Below are 19,521 nucleotides of genomic sequence, written 5' to 3' on the forward strand. Positions count from 1 at the left end.
CGCGGGCTTGCTCGCCGAGGGCTAGACTTCAGCACCCAGCACACGACCCAGCACCGCATTCCCCTCAATGGTCGTGCGGTTGATGACGCGGCGCACGCCGGGCTTGGTGCCGGTGGTGCAGTGCATGATGCGCCAGTTGTCCCACAGCACCAGGTCGCCCTCCTCCCACGTGTGAAAATAGTGAAACTCGGGCTTGCGGGTGTGGGCCACCAGCCTTTCCAGCAGCTCGATTGACTCGTCGTTGGACAGGCCGAATTTTTGCGGCGTAATCACCCGATCGAGAAACTGCTCGACAATACCCAGCACCTTGCGCCCGGTGACCGGGTGCCTGTGGGCTGCCGGGTAGACCGCATCAGGGAAGTCTGGCAAGCCGACATCTGCAGGCTTCCTCGGGCTGTGCGGGCCCGGCTCATAGCCTTGCACGTCGACGTAACGCATATGCCGCCGCTGCATGCTGAAGCAGTAGGCCACTTCCAGTTTTTCCAGCAGGGCCTTGGTGTCGTCATCCAGGGCATCGTAGGCCATGGCGAGGTCTCCGAAACCCGTGAGACCGTCCTCCGCAGCAACCGTGACGGCGGTCAGCAGGGCCCCGTGGTTGGGCTTGCCGGTGTAGTGCAGGTCGATGTGCCAGTCGAGGCGGCCCACGATCTTCTCACCGTTGTAGAATGCGGTGGCATACGCGTCTTTGTCACCGCCATTCTCCAGCACGAACAGCTCGGGGTTGGCCTCCGAGGTTGTCGCCTTCAGCGGATGCATCTCCAACGGGCCGAAGGTGCGGCTGAAGGCGATCTGGCTCTCCGGCGTGACTTTCTGCCCGCGGATGAGCAGCACACCGTATTCATACCACAGGGCTTTCAACTCCTCGGCCAGCGCCTCGGAAACGGGCTCGTTGATGTTCACACCGCTGATCTCGGCGCCGATGTTGGCAAGCGGTTTTACAGTCAGGCTCATGGTCAATTCCTAATCCAGAATGCTGGGGTCCAGGCGCAGCTCGCGACGCGCCATGGCTTCAAAACAGAAGGGGAAACCGTTGCCGTCGGTGATGCTCACTTTCTCCACCACCTCGTTGCTCAGGGGCTCGGCGCCACCCAGCAGCTCTACCTCGTAGGCGCGCTTGCAGCGCCACTCGAGGGTGATCACGCGCAGATGCGCCTGGCGCAGGTCCTTGCCCACTACCAGCGCGCCGTGATTGGCCAGCAGTGCCCACTTGGAATCGCCCAGCGCTTCGGCAGCAGACAGTGTGGTTGCCTCGTCTTCAAAGGTGCCGGTGTACTCGTTGTACACCGGCAGCTCCAGGCCGCAGTGCGCGCCGGTCTGGTCGTAGATCGGTGGGGTGCGCTGCAGGTTGGCCCAGATACCGCTCCAGTGTGTGTGGTTGTGGATCACCACGTGTACGTCAGGCCGCAACTCGTGCAGCTGCAGGTGCAGGCCGATGGCCGGGGTAATGTTCCACTCGCCATCAATAATGTTGCCTTTGGCATCCAGCGTCATGATATCGCTGGCAGTCAACTCGTCCCACGCCAGTTCCCAGGGGTTGGTCAGTATGGTGCCGTCACTCTGGCGCAGGGTGATGTGCCCCGCGATATGCTCGTTCCAGCCCTCCCGAAACAGCATGCGGCAGGTGAGCGCCACCTGCGCCTTGGCGCTCATCTCGGGTAGCAGCGGGCGCCTGCCGGGCTGCGGTGCAAAACGGTCCAGCATGGCCTTGTTCAAGCCGTCATATTTATTCATAGCGACACTCCGTCATCTGGCGGTTTAGCGAACCTTGGGTTATCAACAACTGGTCTGGCGCAAGCGGCCTCTGGGCATTGCAGACTGCCCGGGCCGGCTTTATGCAATGATAGTAGATAGGCCCGGCGCTGCAGGCATGGCGAATGTGGCCAGTTGCATGGCCGATCACGCCATTGCCGCGTCAGGCAAACAACCTGGCCCTGAATTCACTGGGGGAAAGGCCGGTCCATTTCTTGAACGCGCGATGAAAACCAGAGCTGTCGGCGTAACCCAGCTGGTGGGCTATGTGGGTGATGCTCAGGCGCGGGTGGCTGAGGTAACGTCGGGCATGTATCTCACGCACCTGGTCCACCAGATGCTGGTACTGCCAGCCCTGGGCCTGCAGCTTGCGACTCAGGGTACGCACGCTGCAGTGCAACAGTGCAGCGCACTCTTCCAGCCCGGGCGGCTCTGCCGGGTTTTCCACAATAATCTGCCAGACACGCCAGGCCATATCGCCCCGACTGCGGCTGATACTGGTTTCCTCGCAGAGCCTGGCGTACAGCGCCGCACTCTGCGGGCTGGCGTGGGGCAGCGGCTGATCGAGGATATCCGCGGCAAAAAACAGCTGAATGGCCGCGCTGTCGAACTGTATGGGCGCATTGAAAACCCCGGCGTATTCGGCGTGGTGTACCGGCGCCGGGTAGTCGAGTTTCAGTGCCGTAACCGGTAACGCCCGGCCCAGCACCCAGCGCGAAGTGGTGACGATGGCCGCCAGCAACTCCTCCACCACCAGCAACCGCAGGTCGCCCAGGCTGTCGTGGGCATGAATCTGGTAGCAGCCCTGCCCTTCGATTTCGCTGAATGCGGTCACCAGCTGGAACCCCGAAAAGCGTCCGGGATAATTCTGGAAGCGCAGGCCGTGGGCAATGGACTCTCTCAGCGTAGCGCTGCTCATCATCAGGTAGGCCAGCTGGTCGAGGGTGGCCATTGAGCGGTGCAGGCCCAGTTGCAGCCCCAGCGACCTGCCCGGAAAGCTCGCCTGGGCGTCGCGCAACACACCGTGGTGGCTCGCCTCGCTGATGCGGGCTTCAGGACGGTGCAGCTGATCGACGTGAATACCGTGCGTGCGCGCCAGTGCGCCAGCGTCCATCCCCAGGCCCGCCAGATAATCCAGCAGCCAGGCCATATAGCGCGCGTCAGTGTTGATACCCTGCCCACCCCTGTTGCCGAGAGCGCCAGTATAAGTGGCGCTGCAGGTGGCGACCAGCGCGGCCGCTACGCGTTTATATCAGCCCCGCCGATGCCGAGACGCTGTTTAACACGCTCCCGCAGGCCCTGCACAATCGCGTAAAAACCGGGAATAAAGAACGTGCCGACCAACAGGGCCGCGAGCATACCGCCAAACACCGTGATGCCGAGCGAGCGCTGGCCGAAAGCGCCGGCACCGGTAGCGAATACCAGCGGCAGAATACCCAGGATAAACGACACCGCGGTCATGCATACCGCCCGGAATCGCAACCTACCCGCCTCGGCCGCTGCCTCGATGATGCCCCGGCCGCTGTCCTCACGCAGCTGGCGCGCAAACTCCACGATGAGGATCGCATTCTTCGCCGCCATGGCGATCAGCAGCACCAGTCCGATCTGCGCATACAGGTTCAGCGCCTGCCCGGTGAGCAGCAGGGCGAGAATTGCTCCGCCGATCGCCATCGGAACCACCAGGATAATGGCGACGGGCACGGACCAGCTTTCATACTGCGCAACCAGGAACAGATAGACAAACACCAGCGCGAGGACGAAACCGAGCACCGCCGTATTGCCGGCCTGCTGCTGCTGGAAGGCAGCGCCGGTCCAGGCCACGCGGTAGCCATCGGGCAACGTGTCCGCAACCGATTCGAAGGCACGCATGCCGTCGCCGCTGCTGAAGCCCGGTGCCACGTTCCCGCGCACGGTGGCGGCGCGGTACAGGTTGTAGCGCTGCGTGACATCCGGCCCCAGGGTGAGGTTGCTGCGGACCAGTGTACTCAGGGGCACCATCTCCCCGCTGCCTGACTTCAGGTAGAAATGCTCCAGGCCTTCCAAATCGGCACGGAAGGGCGCATCGGCCTGCATGGTCACCTGGTAGGTCTGGCCGAATTTGTTGAAATCGTTGATATACAGGGAGCCCAGCTGCGCCTGCAGGGTCAGGAACACCTCACTCAACGGTACGCCGAGGTTCTTGGCTTTCACCCGGTCAACGTCGATAAAGTACTGCGGCACGTTGGCGCGGAAGGTGCTGAACACGCTGGCCAGTGCCGGGTGCGCATTGCTTTCCACGATGAAATTGTTCAATACGGCGGCCAGCTCGGCGGGGCCGCGGGACAGGGTGTCCTGCAGCATCAACTCCAGCCCGCCCACGGCTCCCATGCCGGGGATGGCAGGCGGTGCAATCGCCACCACCTGCGCCTCCGGCACCTGCCGGAAGGCCTGCCGGTTGATACGCTGCGCCACGTTGAACACCAACTCCTCCGCCTGCTGCCGATCGTCCCAGTGGCGGAGCACGACGAACAGGGTGGCGGCGTTGCTCGCCATGGCGCCGGTGAGGATGGAAAATCCGGTCACTTCGGTGACACTCTGCACCGCCGCGTCGGTGGCGATGATGTCCGACACCTTGCGCACCGCATCCCGGGTGCGCAGCAGCGAGGCGGCATCCGGCAGCTGGATATTCACCAGCAGCGCGCCCTTGTCCTCGTCCGGCACCAGCGCGGTCGGCGTGGCGATCACGCCCACAGCCAGCGCACCCATCCAGGCGAGGAAAACCAGCCCAACTACCACCAGTTTGCGCAGCACCCAGTCCACGCCACGGGTGTAACCGCCGGTGACGCGGGCAAATCCCGCGAGGAATATCCGGTACCATCCGGCATCGCGCTGCCCGCCACGCTTGAGCAGCAGGGCGCAGAGCGCCGGACTCAGGGTCAGCGCGTTGACGGATGAAAACACCACCGCGACACAGATGGTCACCCCGAACTGACGGTACATCTCACCGGTGATGCCGGGCAGTGCCGCGACTGGCAGAAAGACCGCCAGCAGCACCAGTGTTGTCGCAACGATGGCGCCACCCACCTCGCGCATGGTCTGCAGGGCAGCATCGCGCGGCTCTAGTTCCGGATCCTCGCGCAGGTGCCGGTCACAGTTCTCGATCACCAGAATGGCATCATCGACCACCACCCCGATGGCCAGAATGAGTGCAAACAGGGTCATGGTGTTGATTGACATGCCCAGCAGAAAGAGCACGGCCAGCGATGAAACCAGGGACACCGGAATGGTCACCGCCGGCACCAGGGTGGCCCGCAGGCTGCCGAGGAACAGGAAGGTAATCAGCACCACCAGCAGCACCGCCACCAGCAGTGACTGCAGCACCTGCGCCACGGCTGTCGACACATAGCGCGTGGTGTCATAGTTGATCTGGTAGGCCATGCCCGCGGGGAAGGACTGCGCCAGGTCCGCCACCAGGGCATCCACCGTCTCGCCGACCTCCAGCGCATTGGCATCCGAGGCCAGGTAGAGCGCCACGTTGACCGCGGGGCGTCCGCCAATTTCACCGTAGAAACCGTAGGTCGACTGGCCCAGTTCCACCCGTGCCACATCGCGCAGGTAAATCGCCGAGCCATCCGGGCGGGCGCGCAGCACGATACCTTCAAACTCCGCCACATTCTGCAGGCGGCCCTTCACCCGCAGGGTAAACTCGGTTTCCATGCGCTGGTCAAAGGGCGGGCCGCCTATCTTGCCCGCCGCGACCTGCACATTCTGCTCGCGCAGCGCCGCCTGGATGTCCGTCACCGACAGGCCGCGATTGGCCATCTTGTCCGGGTCCAGCCACAGGCGCATGGCATAGTCCGCCTGGCCCATCACATCTGCACCGGAAATTCCCGGCACCCGGCTGAGGGCACCGGCTACGTTGATCTTCACGTAGTTGGAAAGAAACTTGTAATCCAGCGACTCGTCCGGCGAGGTGAAGCTGATGATTTTCAGCATGTCCGGGGCGCGTTCCGCAATCTTCAGCCCGCGCGCCGTCACCTCCGCCGGCAGTGAGGGCTCTGCCAGCTTGACCCGGTTCTGCACGCGCACCAGGGCCATGTCGGCATCGGTGCCAATGGCAAAGGTAATGGTGAGGGAATAGCTGCCGTCGTTGGCGCTCTTGGAGGACATGTACAGCATATCCTCCACGCCATTCACCGCGTCCTCAATGGGCGCACCCACCGCCATCTCGACCACCTCGGCGGCGGCACCCGGATACACGGCGGACACCACAATGTTGGGCGGTGCGATCGGGGGATACTCGTTGATCGGCAGAAATCGCAGGGCCAGGCTGCCGAGCAAGGTGAGCACAATGGATATCACCAGCGCAAACTTGGGGCGCCGGATAAAAAACGCGCTGAACATCAGTTGCCCTCGTCGGCGGTGCTGCCCACCGTCGCGGTGATCACCACCGGCATGCCCGGGCGCACCTGCTGCAGGCCGCGTACGATGACGCGGTCACCCGCTGCCAACCCGTCCGTCACCAGCACCATGTCGTCAACCCGCTCACCGAGTTGCAGGTTGTTGCGCTGCACGGTGTTCTGGTCCGACACCACCAGCACAAACGCACCCTGCTGGTCCGCCTGCACTGCGGCGAGGGGGACGAACAGCCCCTCTTCCAGCGCCGTGTCCTGCAGGGTTACGCGCACATACTGGCCGGGCACCAGCAGGCCATAGGGGTTGGGAATGCGGGCGCGGGCCTCCATGGTGCCGGTGGTTGCGTCAATGCGGTTGCCGAAGTAATCAATCTGCCCCACTTCGGGGTATTCCAGACCATCGGCGAGCTCCAGGGTCACTTCGACGCCCTGCAGGTCGTCCACCGAGGGATTGGCCGTTACCCGCTGGCTGATCTGGTCGATGTAGGTGGCTTCCGACACCTGGAACAGCGCCTCGATAGGGTCGATGCTGACCAGCGTGGTGAGATCGCCGCTACTCGGACCCACCAGATCGCCCGGGCTCACCTGGCTGCGCCCGATGCGGCCGCTGATCGGCGCCTTGATGGTGGTGAACCCGAGGTTGACCTCCGCGGCCTTTACCTGCGCCTGGGCCGCCTCGATGCGGGCATCGGCATCCAGCTTCAGCGCCGTGAGATTGTCCATCTCCACCTGGGAAATCGCACCTTTCGGCAACAACTCCAGACCGCGCCGGTAGTTGCGCTCGGCATTGTTCTGGTTGGCTTTCGCCGCAGCGAGGTCTGCCCGGGCTATGGCCAGCGCCGCAGCGTACTCCGCGGGGTCGATCACATAGAGCACGTCACCCGCCTCTACCTGCTCCCCCTCAACAAAGCGGCGCTCCTGCAGATACCCACTGACACTGGCACGGATGGTCACATCATCGCGGGCGACCAGGCGCCCCACATACACCGAGCGTGCCTGGTAGGGCTCTATCCGGACTGTGTCCACCACCACCCCGGCCGGCGGAGGCGGCGGCGCGGGCTCGGAGCAGGCAATCAGCGAAAGCACGCTGACCGCGGCCGTTGCGCGAATCACTAACGTCATGCCTGACACGCCAAGCCCCCCCAATGTTGTATGGGGCAACTGTAACAGAGCCCGGGGGGTGGGGAGCAACAGCTGCGCCCGGACAGAACAGCGGGCACAAAAAAACCGCCCGGCCGTAGCGGGGCGGTTTCAGACAGCGCTGGACCTTACTGGCTTTTTTCAACCATGAAATCGACCGCGGCCATCACTTCCTCATCGGAGCAGCTCATGCAGCCGCCCTTGGCGATCATGCCGGTGCCCGGGATGCCGTTGATGCCATGGTCATGCAATACATCCATGCCCTTGGCAATGCGCTCCGCCCAGACCGTGGCGTCGCCGACTACCGGAGCCCCGCCGGCACCCGTCATGTGACAGGCCATGCAGGCCGCGTTATAGACTTCCTCGCCCGAGCGAGCAACCGCTGCCGCACCCGATGCTGCGGCGCCGGCACAGGTGGCGTCACCCTGCAGGCACACTTCGCCCATCGGCTTGATGCGCTCTTCAATAGCAGCCCTCTGGCTGTCCGACAGCTCGATAGCACCCGCCGCCATAGCTGCACACAGTGCCACTACACTCACTACAAATCGGCTCATCACAACAGAGTCCTCTGGTTACTGGCCGCGCATTATAGCCAGTTATGCGCCTTGGGAAAACTCGCCATTGCAGGCCGCTGGCACGCGCGCGGCGTTTGCCCGTACTATAGCTGCAAAAATCCGCACACAACCCGGAGCACCCGCATGAAACTCTACACCTACGACCCAGCCCCCAACCCACGCCGCCTGCAGTTGTTCCTCGACTACAAGGGTATAAAGCTGGACACGGTCCAGATCGACATGATGAAACAGGCCCAGTTCGAGGAGAGCTTCCGCAAGGTCAACCCGATGTGTACCGTGCCGGCACTGGCACTGGATGATGGCACGGTACTCACCGAAGTTATCGGCACCTGCGTCTATCTCGAGACGCTCTATCCCGAGAAGCCCCTGCTGGGCACCACCGCGCTGGAAAAAGCCCAGGTGATCAGCTGGAACCACCGCCTCTTCAACAGCATGTTCCACGCGATTGCCGAAGTGTTCCGCAACGGCAATCCGGCCTTCGCCGACCGCGCCCTGCCGGGGCCGATGAAGGTGGCGCAAATTCCGGCCCTGGTTGACCGCGGCAAACAACGCCTGGAAGCCGGCTGGCGCATGGTGGACCGCGCGCTGGCGAAAAGCCCCTTTCTGGCCGGCGAGCATTTCTCGCTCGCGGATATCGACCTGCTGGTGTGCGTCGAGTTTGCCGGCTGGATCAAGGCCGCCGTGCCCGACGAGTGCAGCCACATCCAGGCCTGGCTACCGCGCGCCAAGGCAGCCCTTGAGGCAGCTGCTGGCGGGCAGTGAAACGCGTTGGCGCCGGGGCCCAGGGGCCCATCGGCGCCCAGCTCGCTGCCCCCATTTGCCCGCTGCGGGGCCGTGCAAATTCGGTTATAACAGCGCCATGCAGACAGTCTTCTCGCGAAACCGAACCCTGCGCGGCGCGCTCCTCGCCGGCATGCTGGCCCTGTCGGCATGCGGTGAGGTGCCGGCCGATACCGCATTGGCGGACTACGTGCAGCGGCTGGAGCGCACTCTGGGGCAGACGGCTCCCCAACCCCAACTGCCCACCCTGCCGCGGCTTCCGACGCGCGGTGAACTGAAGCTTGCGCTGGAAAGTGGCAACCTGGGCACGCTCGACTTTCTCGCCCTCACGGGCTGCGCTGTGCAGGTCACCATCGGCAAACGCAACAGCAGCCTGGGCATCATGGCCAGCGACTCCCAGCGCCTGCTGCTGGAGCTGGAGTTCCTGCAATTGGCGCCCGACTGTATCGCCTACCAGCGCAGCCAGGGAGAAGCCGCACTGGCCCAACTTCTGGAAGACGCCCATGCGCAGAAGCGGCAACAGCTACCGGCGCTGATCTTCAATGCCACCCTGGGTGGCCCCGAATATCGCGCCCTGTGGCGGCCGCCGGACAACCTGCGAAACTACCCGGCGAATACCAGCAGCGCACCGCTGACCGCGCTGTCCAACATCAATGCCAGCGTCCGGCGCTGGCTGGCAGGTGACTACCGCGCCGACAATATGGATTTTGAGCTGCAGCTCAGTGAGATCGCGTTGGGGGATGGCGGCGCCCTGCTGCGCGCCCAGGCACTGCAGGCTGGCTGGCTGCAGGCCGGTGACACGGTACTGGCGCAGCAACGCGCGGCGGGCCCCCTGTGCAGCGAGCGTATTCGCCCGGCGGCGGCGGATACGCTGGGCAACGTGATCGAAAAGTTTTTCGTCGGCGAGGTACAGCCCTGGTCCGCAGACCTCGGCCGCCGCCAACATGAGCTGCTGCCGCTGGTGCAGGCCCTTGAACAGGAGATCGGTTCTGCCCTGCCTCCTGCCTATCGCGACTGGCAGCGCCAGCGAGACACCAACCTGACAAACTGGGCAGAGGCACCGAAACGCCATGTGGCAGCGCTGCAGGCCACCCTTGAACCCTGCGGCGGCGCGGGTCGGCAGCCTGGTTGACGCCTGACGCCTGCCGGACTGTTTCCGGGAAACTCTGCAGCGCGCACGGAGTCTAAGTGGTTTGACGGACACCATTAACGCACCACATCACCCAGGGATAACCCGTGACGAATCTACTGAGCATTTTCAAAGCGACCTGCGCCGGCAGTCTCGCGCTGGTACTGGCAGCCTGTGCCAGCGGGCCACCGAAGCCCGATGTCGACTACAACCCGGGCTATGACTTCAGCCAGGTGCGCAGCGTCGCGTTCCTTGAAGACTCCGGCACCGTGGCGGGCGACAACCCGCTGCAACTCAGCGATATACAGAAAGAGCGCATCGACACGGCCATTCGCCACGCCCTGTCACTGAAAGGTATCGCGTTGGTGGAAGACCCCGCGGATGCCGACATGCTGGTCAGCTGGCATCTGCTCACCCAGTTCAAGACGGATGTGCAGACCTACGACCGCCCCGGCTATATGGGCATGTACTACGGCTACAACCGCTACAGCCTGTACAACTGCTGGTCCTGCATGGGTATGTCTACCGAGGTCAGCGTGCGCGATTACACCGAGGGCACCTTTATCGTCGATATGATCGATCCGGACATGAAGCGCTCCGTGTGGCGCGGCGTGACCCACTCGCGCCTGACCGGCAAACAGCTGCAGGACCAGTCGCGCTACAACGAGGCGGCGGAGGTCATTTTCGCGGCCTTCCCCCCGGGTCCGGAAGCTGCCGGCGGCGAGTAGCCGGCCGCTGACACGCCCGCACCCGGCACCGCGCCCGCTGTTCGTCTATTGAGCGCCGTGAGCGCCTTTGCTATAGTCCACTCCCCCTAGCGGGGTGCGGGCTGCGGCACCAGCCACCCGCAACTGCCGTTTTCCGCCCGTAGCTCAGCTGGATAGAGCGCTGCCCTCCGGAGGCAGAGGTCAGAGGTTCGAATCCTCTCGGGCGGGCCATCCTGCAAATGGTGCATTCCGGTCACATAGGTTGCACTTTATTCCGAGAGCATAGGTAACACTTTCGGAGCGAAGGGATTCTTTCCCACTGGCTCCACCTTGTTTAACTCTCTATCAAAGAAGCCTAGATCATAATCCAAGAAGCTGGGGCCCGGCCTTCCGGCAAGCCAGATTTTGTCCGTCACTTCCCGTGTTCCCACGGTTTGCCCGCCACATCTCAAATCATAGATGGAGCTGTCCGCCAGTGGCGGCTATTGCAAATAGGAATTATTCGCATTAAATTGCAACGGCAAACTTTCCTGGAGCCCGCAAATGCGATTACGTTTCCTGTGTAGCAATCACCGTGACTGGCTGGCATCGAATGCGCTCGCTACGTTTGACTCGTGGCAACGCAGTTATGAGCACGCCAGCACCCTCCTCAATGAACATGACGCCATTAAAGCGGTGAATTACGCCGGCTGCGCACTTGAAGCGGCCGAACTACTTCTGTTCTACCACGCCAGACAGACCAAAAATGATATTGGCCGGTTTACGGATTCGGCGTTGTTATTGTGTACATCGCTACTCCGAACCGGTGAGCGTCGTCTGGCCTGTGGCGTGATTGGCGGCACGATAGCCCGGCTGGAAGAACTGCTGTTCAGTGGCGTGGAGCGCCGAGCTGTCCTCGAAGGCTGCCAGCGACTACTTCATGTCGGTGACCACTTCGATCAACCTGAAACCACCGACCAGACGCGATTCTCCGGGCAGGTGGCCGATGGCCTGCCGAGGCACAACGTGCATTGAACGCCTATAGCAGAATGGTCAGACACCCCGATGCTGAATGTACCCACCTCGCGCAGGGCGCCGCACAGGAGTGGGTGCAAATCGAGATACCACGACAGGTTCTCAACCGGTTGCTGCGGCACCGGAGCCTGTTTGCGGAAGAGCTCAGGACACTCAACAGGGAGTCCTGCCTTGCGACCCAGACAGCACTCAAAATCTGCCTGACGCAGACCGAAATGTGAACAAGCTGCATGATCCATGGGCCAAACGCTGCCGTACCATCGCCCCTTGAGCCAGGCCCACAAATACATCGAATATTCCTGAATATTAATGCATAAACTTCGACTTTAACTTAATTGAGAGAAAGGTATCCTTTCCGCACCCACCAGACCCGGAGCACAGGATATGAACACCGCACCAGACAAGGCTCACCAAGACGTGAAAATCAAGCCATCGCGTGGTCAGCGCTTCACGACATGGATACAGGAGCCCTTCGGTTCCGTGATGTTCGCATCGGTTGCAACCATCAGCTCGTTCGGCTTTGTACTCTCCGGCATGTGGGCAATCCAGGCTACCCTGAACTGACCGCTGCTGATCACCGAGGCATTTCCGCCAGGGCCTGCTGCAGCCACTGCGTCAACTGCGGCTCACTCATGGCGCCGGACTGCCGCGCAAGCTGTTTACCCCGGTGGAAAAGCATCAGCGTAGGAATACTGCGAATTTGCCAGTTGGCGGCTGTCTCTACAGCGCGCTCGGTGTTGACCTTGAGAAAGCGCACGTCGGGCCGGGTCGCCGCCAGCTTCGCGTAGGTGGGTGCAAACATTTTGCAGGGGCCACACCACTCCGCCCAGAAATCAACCAGTAGCGGCAGCTCGTCCTTCTGCAGCATGCGCGTGAAAGAGGCATCATCGATATCCTGTGGGGTGCCCGGTGCCAGCAGCGCGTGGCAACGCCCACAGGTTGGCCGGTCGGTAATACGCTCCGCATCCAGACGGTTCAGGGTGCCGCAGGCCGGGCACACCGTTTGCAATTTTGCCATCTCTCATTCCCTGCACAATGGGACCGGGGGGGGTGCGCCGGCTGCCTCGCCGCTGCACCCCGTTTGGGGAACAATAAGTCACAGCCGGGGCGCAAGGCAACGTTCAGTCCTTCCCCTCCATCTTCGCCTTCAGGCCCGCAAACGGATTGTGGGTCGCCGCCGAAGCTCTGCTCTCTTTAGTGCTGCCGTAGCGTACATAGGCCTCGAACTTGCTGTGTTCTTCATCGTGGCAGTAGAGGCAGAGCAATTCCCAATTGCTGCCATCACTAGGGTTGTTGTCGTGGTTGTGGTCTACATGGTGCACGGTGAGTTCCGACAGGTTTCTGCGATCGAACTCCCTTGCGCAGCGGCCACAGATCCAGGGGAACAGCTTTAACGCACGTTCGCGGTAGCCCGACTCGCGCCTGGCGTTGTACTCCAGCTGTTCGGCGCGCACCTGTTCAAACGTTTTTGCAGGTGACATATTTACGCTCCCCCGGTTCCAGTGGCAATGAAGTGTAATTCCGCAGGCCCGGCGCGGCGGGGCATTCCTGGTGCCGGGTCACGGTCGGCTCACCCGTCCTCGCGCCGCGCCGCGGCGCTGTTGTCGCGCACGGCCTTGAACTCGGAAGCGGGGCGCCATTCCGGCCAGCGGCGCGCGTTGCCGAGATCCTCCACCATCCGGAGAAACAGCTCGATATCCTGCACCGCCCCACTCAGGTCCCAGTCGGGCGACCAGGCATCACAGGGCTTGTGATAGCAGTTACCGACATAGTCGGCGATCCACTGGTTGCCCGCGGCACGACCGCCCTCCACCAGGTCGGCGCCACCGGCAATGCCCATCAGCAGGAGCACAGGCACACCGGCGCGCGCCAGGGAAAAATGGTCGGCGCGGTAGAACAGGCCGTTCTCAGGGAGGTTCTCGGGCGTCACGTAACGCCCCTGCGCTGCGGCAGCCCGCGCCAGATCGTCTTCCAGGCTGCTCTGCCCCTCACCGACGAGAATCACATCCTGCGCGGCACCGGCCGTCTGCAGAATGTCCAGCGTGAAGTTGGCTACCGTAGTCTCCAGGGGGTAGACCGGGTCCACAGCGTAGGCTCTGGACCCCACGAGGCCGGATTCCTCCGCGGTCCACAGCGCGAACACCACACTGCGCTCCAGCGGCGGCCCCGTCTGCAGTACCCGGGCGATTTCCAGCACACCCGCCGTGCCCAGGGCATCGTCGTTGGCGCCCGCACGCACGGTTCTACCCTGCGCGTCCGGTGGCCCCTCACCGTAGGCGTCCCAGTGCGCCGATACCATCAGCACCTCATCCGGACGCGCGGAGCCCGGCAACAGGCCCAGCACGTTGCGGCTGTCGAAGCGGGTCACGGTGACGTCCGAGTGCACGCGGAATTGCACCCCGTCGAGTTCGAACGCGGAAAAATCCGGTTGCCGCGCCGCCCTGCGCAGGGTCGCCAGGTCATGTCCCGCCATGGCCAGCAGTTCCGTGGCGGCGCCTTCATGCAGCCAACCCTGTAACGCGATCGGCGCGGGGCCCGTTGCATTACTGGCCAGCGCCACACGCTCCCCGGCACCGGCCGCGGCCACGCTCCAGTCGTAACCCGCCGCTTCGGTCTCGTGGATCACCAGTGCACCCAGGGCACCGCGCCGCGCGGCCTCCTCGTACTTGTAGGCCCAGCGGCCATAGTAGGTCATGCGGCGATTGCCGAAGCGCCCGGCAGCGGGCTCACCGGGCTCGGCAGCGAAGTCGGGGTCGTTCACCAGGTACACGGCAATCTTGCCCGTCAGGTCGATATCACCGTAGTCGTCCCAGTCTCGCTCGGGGGCCGTCACGCCAAAACCGACGAACACCAGCGGCACTTCCTCGGCGTGGATGTGCTCCGCTGCCCGCACGGTGCTGACCTCTATATTCTCACCTTGCACCAACTGTAGCTGGCCTTGCGGGTAAGTGAACGCCAACTGCGGCGACTCAAGGAAGGTGCGCATCATGGGCACGGCCTGTGTCCACTGCCCGTCCGGCCCGCCCGGCTGGATGCCAATGGCCTGAAACTGCTCGATAAGATAGGCGATGGTTTTATCCTCGCCCGGTGTGCCCGGCGCGCGCCCCTCGAAGGCGTCTGACGCCAGCACCTTGACCATGGCCTCAAGGCGCCCGGGATCAACAGCCGCGGCAGGTGCGGGAACCTTGCTGGTGGAACAGGCGCCCACGACAACCGCCATACCTGCGGCGAAAAGGAAACGTCTCAACATCAGCGGGCTCCTGCAACGAGTTCAATCGCCCGGCGGGAACTCCCCACCGCGGCCGGTTGCTACCATCCTAACAGCACGACGAGGTCTGTGAAGCCCCATGTCCCCGGGGCAGCTGTGCTTGATCTGCGCGTACAATCAACGATACTTGTGTGGTCTTCATTCTGCAGCCCCGACGATTCGCTGGATGGAAAACAACAAGGCGCACACGAACAAGGATTGAAGTATGCCGCAAGCGCTCAACCCGGCGGAGGCAAACCGGGCAGTCATCGAACACTATTTCGCTGTGCTCCAGGGTTTAGCGGGTGATCGCGACCTCGCGGATTTTTTCAGCGACGATGTGACCTGGCAGGTACCGCACAGCAACCCCCATATCACGCCCAACCCGCGGGTGGGCCATGCGGCGGTCATGGACCTGCTGCACAGCGGGGTGGGGGTTTATCAGGCTGGCAGCATGGCGATCACCCTGCAGCCGCTGATTGCCGACCAGACCCGGGTGGCCGCCCAGTTTTCCATGCAGGCCCGGCTCGCCAACGGCAACCCCTATCGCAACGACTACTGCATTGTTTTCACCCTGCGCGACGGCCGCATCTGCGGCGTGACCGAGTATCTCGACACGCTGGCGCAGGACCGGCAGAGCGTCTGATCCCCCCGCGGGGCGCGAAAATCGCAGCGCGGCACCCGCGCCGGGTGCTATGTTTAGGGTATAAAAGTCCCTGCGCCGGAGATCCCCATGCCCCACGCCGTATTCAGATCGCTGACCTGCCTGGTCATGCTGCTGGCCAGTCTGCAGGCGGCGGCTGACCCTGCGTCCCTGGCCCGCTGGGAGGCCTGGCTACTCGAGAAGCACCCGGACAGCGCTTGTCCCTGGGTGTTCGCAGACACTCCGGAGCGCGCCTGTCTCTGGCCCGGCCGGCTCAACCTCGAGGTCCAGTCTCAGGGCCTGCTATTCACTTACGAGGTCGAGGTGTTCCAGGAGGATGCGCTGGCACCGCTACCCGGCGGCCCCGGCGCCTGGCCGCTGAACGTCACCGTGAATGGGGCGCGGGCAGCCGTCCTCGACCAGGCCGGCCAACCGCAGGCGCTGCTGGCGCGCGGCAAGCACCGCATCAGCGGCCAGTTCCGCTGGCAGCGGCGCCCTGCGGGCCTACCTGTGCCGGACTCGATTGCCCTGGTCAGCGTCACCGAGGGTGGTCAGGCGTCACCGGCGGAGCGTCGCGGCAAACAGGTATTGCTGAACCGCGACCGCGTAACCACCGCGGTGAAAGAAAACAACTCACTGGACATTGAGGTGTTTCGCAAGCTGACAGACGGCGTACCGATGACGCTGGAAACACGCGTGGTGATGACCGTCAGCGGCGAACCGCGGGAGGTACAGACGGGCCAGCTCGCCTGGCCAGGCACCGCGCTCATGCGCATTGATTCCCCGCTGCCCGCCCGCGTCGAGCACAACGGTGACCTGCGCGTGCAGTTGACCGCGGGACGACACACCATAACGACGCTGTCGCGCTTCCTGCGGCCCGTGGAGCAGCTTGCCGCCACGCAGCACGGCGCGCCCTGGCCAGTCGTGGAGTACCTCAGTTTTGCCGCTGACAGCAACCTGCGACAGGTGAAACTCTCCGGGGCGCCCGCCATCGACACGTCACAGGCACCGATTCCGGAGGACTGGAAAGAACTCCCGGCCTGGCGCCTGAGCGCTGACGACGGTCTGCAGCTCACCACGGAATACCGTGGTGACCAGTCCCCCGCCAGTAACAGCCTCGCGGTCAACAGAAACCTGTGGCTGGATTTCGACGGCACCGCCCTCACCGGCGTGGAGCAGGTGACCGGGGCCATGCGCAGTGACTGGCGGCTGAACGCGCAGACCGACACCCAGCTCGGCAGCGCCAGCGTGTCCGGCCTGCCGGTACTGGTCACGCGGCATGCCGACACCGAGGGGGTCGAGATCCGCAGCCCGGACATCGCGCTGCAAGCGGTCACCCGCATTGCATCCCCCACAGACTTTTCGGCAACGGGCTGGCAAAGCCGCGCCGACACCTTCGATGCAACGCTGCACATCCCGCCCGGCTGGCGCGTCCTGCACGCATCCGGGGTGGAAGGCGTGCAGGGCACCTGGCTGAGTGACTGGGACCTCTGGGACATCTTCCTGGTGCTGGTGATGGTCGCTGCCACACGCAAACTGCTGGGCGTAAGGGCCGCGGCGCTGGCGGGTGTCGCCCTGCTGGCCGGCTACCATGAGCCGGTCATGCCCACTGCGCTGCTGGCAACCCTGCTGTTGTTGTTGCCCCTCGCTGCCGTTGCCCGGGGCCGCATGCGGCGCAGCATCGCCATTGCAGCCACCGTCACCGGCATCGCAGCCGCGCTGGCGCTGGTGGCGTTCTCGATCAGCAACTTCCGCCTCGCCATCTACCCCTCACTGGAGCGCAGTGCAGTGGGGGTCTATGACTACAGCAACGACCTCGGTGTCCACCCCTACGCCAACAACGATCTTGACCTGAGGGAAGTGGCCGCCGTTGCGGACAGTGTGCAGGCTGGCGCCGAAGCCCTGGCACAACGATCCGCGGTGGCAGGCAAAGTATTCGGCGCCGGCGCGCCCCCGGGCTCCGCCGAAACCGCCTACCTGCTGGGGGACACCGACCGTGTACAAACCGGACCCGGTGCGCCCAACTGGCTGTGGAACACGGTACAGCTGCGCTCCGGCAGCCCGGTGCCGGAAGGTGCCCGGCTCTCGGTGCTGTACAGCCCCCCCTGGCTGACGCGGCTGTGGCGGGTGGTGGGTGTGCTGCTGACCCTTGCCTATGCCGGGTTGCTGATGCAGGCACTGCTGCACGCGCTGCGCGCCCCGCCGGCAGACGACGGGAACGGCGTCGGCAACCCATCCGCCGGCGCCGCTGCACTGGCCCTGGCGGTAGGCCTGTTGCTCCCCGCCCTGCCTGCGCCGGCCGTGGCGCAGGATTTCCCGCCCGCCGCATTGCTGCAGGAGCTGGAACAGCGCCTGTTGCAACCGCCGACCTGCACGCCGCACTGCGTCGCACTCGATGAGGGCGTCATCACCACCGAACGCAATGCGCTCACCATCGGCTTCAGCGCCTATGCGGCCGCCGATATGCTGCTGCAGCTGCCCACCCCCCGCGAGGGCTGGCAGGTGACGACCCTGCAGGTGAACGGTGCGGACGCCAGTGCTCGCCTGCACGACGGATTCCTGTCTGTGCGGCTGACCCGGGGCCACCATATCATCAGCCTGGGCGGTCCGCTGCAGGGCGACACGGCCAGCGTGAGCCTGCCCGTGGCAATCCACAACCTGAGCACCCGCGGCAGCGACTGGCAGCTGAGTGGCCTGGTAGACGGCCGTGTGCCCTCGGGCACGCTATCCCTGCGCGCCCTGTCCGCCGCCCGGGCAGAGGCCGGCAAGCGCATCAAGCCCGACCCCATTGCGGCCTTCTTCGCCGTGCACCGCGAATTCCACATCGGCCTGCAGTGGCGGGTCGTGACCCGGGTCACGCGGCTGGCACCGGCCGCGGGGCCGGTGGCCGTGGAGGTTCCCCTGCTGGACCTGGAACGCCCCCTGTCCAGCGCGGTCAATTTCGCCGGCGGCAAGGCACAGCTGCAGTTCAGCGATCGCCAGCAGCAGGTCAGCTGGGAATCCAGCATCAACCCGGTGAGCGAGCTGCAACTGCAGGCCGCCAGCGGAGAGCACTACGTCGAAACCTGGCGCCTGCGCCCCTCGGCGCTGTGGCGACTGAGTCATGAGGGCCTGCCGCCAACCCGCCCGCTCGGCGGTGCCGACAGCCTGCAACCACTGTGGAAACCCTGGCCACGGGAATCGCTGATGCTGAAGTTCGAGCGCCCGGAGGGCGTCGCCGGCCCCACCTATACCGTCGAGGGGGCAAAGCTGTCCTTCCAGGCGGGCACTGCAGTTCGGCAGAGTCAGCTCGCCCTGAGCATCAAGGCCAGCATGGGGCAGGACTATGCCCTGACGCTGCCCTCCGGCAGCCGTGTTACGGCGCTGAACCGCAACGGCAACGACCTCAACCTTCCCGAGAGCAATACCGTCACCGTGGCCCTGCAGCCCGGCCATCAGCACATCAGCCTGACCTTCGAGCAGGACGGTGGCAGCGGCTGGTGGAGTGAGACGCCGCAGGTGGTGTTGCCCGGAGGCGCCAGCAACATTTCGCTTGCCTACACCCTGCCGCAGGACCGCTGGCCGCTGTACCTGAGCGGGCCGGCGATCGGCCCTGCCATGCTGTACTGGGGCGTCTTCTGCGTCATCCTGCTCGGTGCCCTGCTACTGCACGGGCTGAACCGGCGCATCGGCGCCGGTATTCCCATCGGCCTGGCGGGGTGGCTGCTGCTGGGGGTCGGGCTGTCCACCGTCAACAGCTACGGGGTACTGGTCGTCGCCGGTTTCCTGTTCCTGCTGGCACTTCGGCAGCGTATGGATCCCGCCGGCATGAACCGACTGACATTCAACCTGATGCAGGTGGCACTGGGGATTGGTGCGTTCATCACGCTCGCCACCCTGGTCTCGGCAATTCCGCTGGGCCTGCTGTCCAGCCCGAACATGCTGGTCACCGGTAATAACAGCTGGTCGCACGTCTACAATTTCTTCCAGGACCGGGCGGACGCAGACAGCTTCCCCACTGCCACCGTGATCAGTGTCAACCTGATGGTCTATCGCGCCGTGATGCTTATCTGGGCGCTCTGGCTCGCCAACCGGTTACTGCGCTGGGTGGCCTGGGGCTGGCAGGCCTATGGCAGACACGGAGTGTGGGTGGCGAAACCCTGA

16 protein-coding genes and 1 tRNA gene are annotated in these 19,521 nt (G+C 64.2%); 8 read left to right on the forward strand and 9 right to left on the reverse strand.

What is annotated here, in order from left to right:
• Positions 1 to 21: 21 nt before the first annotated feature.
• From R3E49_RS00935 to R3E49_RS00960, 6 genes are all read right to left on the reverse strand, one after another.
• Complete coding sequence (locus tag R3E49_RS00935) at positions 22 to 951, reverse strand: TauD/TfdA dioxygenase family protein (protein WP_371293335.1); 930 nt, start codon at positions 949 to 951, stop codon at positions 22 to 24.
• Between the two features lie 9 nt (positions 952 to 960).
• Complete coding sequence (locus R3E49_RS00940; RefSeq protein WP_371293336.1) at positions 961 to 1,731, reverse strand: class II aldolase/adducin family protein; 771 nt, start codon at positions 1,729 to 1,731, stop codon at positions 961 to 963.
• Positions 1,732 to 1,912: 181 nt separating this feature from the next.
• Positions 1,913 to 2,899, reverse strand: coding sequence for an AraC family transcriptional regulator ligand-binding domain-containing protein (locus R3E49_RS00945; RefSeq protein ID WP_371293337.1), 987 nt, complete (start codon positions 2,897 to 2,899; stop codon positions 1,913 to 1,915).
• An 89-nt stretch (positions 2,900 to 2,988) separates the two neighbouring features.
• On the reverse strand, positions 2,989 to 6,132 hold the full coding sequence (locus tag R3E49_RS00950; RefSeq protein ID WP_371293338.1) for an efflux RND transporter permease subunit: 3,144 nt from the start codon (positions 6,130 to 6,132) through the stop codon (positions 2,989 to 2,991).
• Positions 6,132 to 7,265, reverse strand: a complete 1,134-nt coding sequence (locus R3E49_RS00955; protein WP_371293339.1) for an efflux RND transporter periplasmic adaptor subunit — start codon at positions 7,263 to 7,265, stop codon at positions 6,132 to 6,134. Before R3E49_RS00955 ends, R3E49_RS00950 begins: the two co-directional genes overlap by 1 nt.
• Positions 7,266 to 7,411: 146 nt before the next feature.
• Positions 7,412 to 7,837, reverse strand: coding sequence for a cytochrome c5 family protein (locus tag R3E49_RS00960; RefSeq protein WP_371293340.1), 426 nt, complete (start codon positions 7,835 to 7,837; stop codon positions 7,412 to 7,414).
• Between the two features lie 144 nt (positions 7,838 to 7,981).
• Here R3E49_RS00960 and R3E49_RS00965 point away from each other — a divergent pair, with 144 nt between their 5' ends.
• From R3E49_RS00965 to R3E49_RS00990, 6 genes are all read left to right on the forward strand, one after another.
• Positions 7,982 to 8,620: a glutathione S-transferase family protein gene (locus tag R3E49_RS00965; RefSeq protein ID WP_371293341.1), complete on the forward strand. Its 639-nt coding sequence runs from the start codon at positions 7,982 to 7,984 to the stop codon at positions 8,618 to 8,620.
• Positions 8,621 to 8,717: 97 nt separating this feature from the next.
• A complete protein-coding gene (locus tag R3E49_RS00970; protein WP_371293342.1) occupies positions 8,718 to 9,770 on the forward strand; it encodes a DUF3080 family protein in 1,053 nt (350 codons plus the stop codon).
• A gap of 104 nt (positions 9,771 to 9,874) precedes the next feature.
• Complete coding sequence (locus R3E49_RS00975) at positions 9,875 to 10,495, forward strand: DUF4136 domain-containing protein (protein ID WP_371293343.1); 621 nt, start codon at positions 9,875 to 9,877, stop codon at positions 10,493 to 10,495.
• Between the two features lie 133 nt (positions 10,496 to 10,628).
• Positions 10,629 to 10,705: transfer RNA gene (locus tag R3E49_RS00980), tRNA-Arg, on the forward strand.
• Between the two features lie 312 nt (positions 10,706 to 11,017).
• Positions 11,018 to 11,488: a hypothetical protein gene (locus tag R3E49_RS00985; RefSeq protein ID WP_371293344.1), complete on the forward strand. Its 471-nt coding sequence runs from the start codon at positions 11,018 to 11,020 to the stop codon at positions 11,486 to 11,488.
• Positions 11,489 to 11,872: 384 nt separating this feature from the next.
• Entirely contained in the window at positions 11,873 to 12,052 is a 180-nt protein-coding gene (locus R3E49_RS00990) for a hypothetical protein (protein WP_371293345.1), read from the forward strand.
• 10 nt (positions 12,053 to 12,062) lie between these two features.
• Here the strand turns inward: R3E49_RS00990 and trxC are convergent, their stop codons facing one another.
• The 3 genes from trxC to R3E49_RS01005 all read right to left on the reverse strand — a co-directional run bounded on the left by trxC (position 12,063) and on the right by R3E49_RS01005 (position 14,738).
• Positions 12,063 to 12,506 (reverse strand): thioredoxin TrxC, encoded by a 444-nt coding sequence (gene trxC / locus R3E49_RS00995; RefSeq protein WP_371293346.1) that lies wholly within the window; start codon positions 12,504 to 12,506, stop codon positions 12,063 to 12,065.
• Between the two features lie 103 nt (positions 12,507 to 12,609).
• Entirely contained in the window at positions 12,610 to 12,969 is a 360-nt protein-coding gene (locus R3E49_RS01000) for a YajD family HNH nuclease (RefSeq protein WP_371293347.1), read from the reverse strand.
• An 89-nt stretch (positions 12,970 to 13,058) separates the two neighbouring features.
• Complete coding sequence (locus tag R3E49_RS01005; RefSeq protein WP_371293348.1) at positions 13,059 to 14,738, reverse strand: M28 family peptidase; 1,680 nt, start codon at positions 14,736 to 14,738, stop codon at positions 13,059 to 13,061.
• Positions 14,739 to 14,961: 223 nt separating this feature from the next.
• Here R3E49_RS01005 and R3E49_RS01010 point away from each other — a divergent pair, with 223 nt between their 5' ends.
• Positions 14,962 to 15,381 (forward strand): nuclear transport factor 2 family protein, encoded by a 420-nt coding sequence (locus tag R3E49_RS01010; RefSeq protein ID WP_371293349.1) that lies wholly within the window; start codon positions 14,962 to 14,964, stop codon positions 15,379 to 15,381.
• Between the two features lie 87 nt (positions 15,382 to 15,468).
• A complete protein-coding gene (locus tag R3E49_RS01015; RefSeq protein WP_371293350.1) occupies positions 15,469 to 19,521 on the forward strand; it encodes a hypothetical protein in 4,053 nt (1,350 codons plus the stop codon).

This window comes from Haliea sp. (assembly GCF_041395985.1).
Classification (GTDB): domain Bacteria; phylum Pseudomonadota; class Gammaproteobacteria; order Pseudomonadales; family Halieaceae; genus Haliea.

Excerpts from the sequence above, each read along its gene's own strand:
- R3E49_RS00935 (WP_371293335.1), bottom strand. The coding sequence starts at position 951 with ATGAGCCTGACTGTAAAACCGCTTGCCAACATCGGCGCCGAGATCAGC.
- R3E49_RS00940 (WP_371293336.1), bottom strand. The coding sequence starts at position 1,731 with ATGAATAAATATGACGGCTTGAACAAGGCCATGCTGGACCGTTTTGCA.
- R3E49_RS00945 (WP_371293337.1), bottom strand. The coding sequence starts at position 2,899 with ATGGCCTGGCTGCTGGATTATCTGGCGGGCCTGGGGATGGACGCTGGC.
- R3E49_RS00950 (WP_371293338.1), bottom strand. The coding sequence starts at position 6,132 with ATGTTCAGCGCGTTTTTTATCCGGCGCCCCAAGTTTGCGCTGGTGATA.
- R3E49_RS00955 (WP_371293339.1), bottom strand. The coding sequence starts at position 7,265 with ATGACGTTAGTGATTCGCGCAACGGCCGCGGTCAGCGTGCTTTCGCTG.
- R3E49_RS00960 (WP_371293340.1), bottom strand. The coding sequence starts at position 7,837 with ATGAGCCGATTTGTAGTGAGTGTAGTGGCACTGTGTGCAGCTATGGCG.
- R3E49_RS00965 (WP_371293341.1), top strand. The coding sequence starts at position 7,982 with ATGAAACTCTACACCTACGACCCAGCCCCCAACCCACGCCGCCTGCAG.
- R3E49_RS00970 (WP_371293342.1), top strand. The coding sequence starts at position 8,718 with ATGCAGACAGTCTTCTCGCGAAACCGAACCCTGCGCGGCGCGCTCCTC.
- R3E49_RS00985 (WP_371293344.1), top strand. The coding sequence starts at position 11,018 with ATGCGATTACGTTTCCTGTGTAGCAATCACCGTGACTGGCTGGCATCG.
- R3E49_RS00990 (WP_371293345.1), top strand. The coding sequence starts at position 11,873 with ATGAACACCGCACCAGACAAGGCTCACCAAGACGTGAAAATCAAGCCA.
- trxC (WP_371293346.1), bottom strand. The coding sequence starts at position 12,506 with ATGGCAAAATTGCAAACGGTGTGCCCGGCCTGCGGCACCCTGAACCGT.
- R3E49_RS01000 (WP_371293347.1), bottom strand. The coding sequence starts at position 12,969 with ATGTCACCTGCAAAAACGTTTGAACAGGTGCGCGCCGAACAGCTGGAG.
- R3E49_RS01005 (WP_371293348.1), bottom strand. The coding sequence starts at position 14,738 with ATGTTGAGACGTTTCCTTTTCGCCGCAGGTATGGCGGTTGTCGTGGGC.
- R3E49_RS01010 (WP_371293349.1), top strand. The coding sequence starts at position 14,962 with ATGCCGCAAGCGCTCAACCCGGCGGAGGCAAACCGGGCAGTCATCGAA.
- R3E49_RS01015 (WP_371293350.1), top strand. The coding sequence starts at position 15,469 with ATGCCCCACGCCGTATTCAGATCGCTGACCTGCCTGGTCATGCTGCTG.